Genomic DNA, 1,048 nt, shown 5'->3' on the forward strand with positions numbered 1-1,048 from the left:
TGTGCTGGTCAACTTTTTCCGGACACATCAGCAGGTGATTTCAGGCCGGCTGGCGTTCGTACTGGTTTGGTGAGACATAGCCCAGTGTCGAGTGCAGGCGACCTTCGTTATAAAACCGCACGATGTAATCGGTGATGTCCTTCATAGCCTCACCATGGTTGGCGTAATCCTTGCGCCAGACGCGCTCCATCTTCAGGTTCAGGAAGAAGCGCTCCATCACCGCATTGTCCCAGCAGTTGCCTTTACGGCTCATGCTGCATTGCATCCCGTGACGTGCCAGCAACGCCTGGTAGTCAGAGCCTGCGTACTGGCTGCCACGATCAGAGTGAGCAATCAGTCCCGGCTCAGGTTGTCGCTGTGTGATGGCCAACTGCATCGCGCTGCATACCAGCTCAGCCCGCATGTGAGGCGCCATTGCCCAGCCCACGATCTTGCGTGAGTACAAGTCCATGACCACGGCCAGATAGAGCCAGCCGCTCCGTGTACGGATGTAGGTAATGTCCGCCACCCAGGCCTTGTTGCTGCTCGATGGATTGAACTGCCGATCAAGCAGGTTTGGTGCAATAGGCAGATCATGTTTGCTGTTGGTGGTGTGCGTGAACTTACGTTTCCAGGTCGTTACCAGCCCCTGTTTCTTCATGAGTTTGCGGATTTTGAAGAGCCCCATGCGGATCCCTTCGTCCTGCAACGCCTTGAGCAACCGTCGACTGCCAAAGCAGCGCTCATGACGGTAAAACAGCGCTTTGAGCTTGATCTCACTCGGGTCGACCACTACCTTGCCCAATCCACGTTGGATCGCCTCGTAGTAACCGGAACGGCTGATCCGCAATAATCGGCAGACACGTGCCACCGGGTAAGCCTTACCTTGTAATTGGTGAACCGCCTCGTGGATCACTTCAACTCGCGGGCAAAGAAGGCTGTAGCCTTTTTTAGGATGTCGTTGTCCATTTTCAGGTCGCGAACTTGCTGCTCAAGCTCACGAATACGTTGCTGCTCGGCCGTCAGCGGCTTGCCGATCCCGGCACCACCCAGCTGTTCTGATTCGTAC

The 1,048-nt window shown here is 55.6% G+C and carries 1 pseudogene; it reads right to left on the minus strand.

Going from position 1 to position 1,048, the window contains the following annotated elements:
* Positions 1–40 precede the first annotated feature (40 nt).
* Positions 41–1,048 (minus strand): annotated as a pseudogene (locus tag TRP66_RS23425) (IS3 family transposase); the annotation flags it as partial.

The organism is Pseudomonas sp. JDS28PS106 (assembly GCF_036706555.1).
GTDB lineage: Bacteria > Pseudomonadota > Gammaproteobacteria > Pseudomonadales > Pseudomonadaceae > Aquipseudomonas.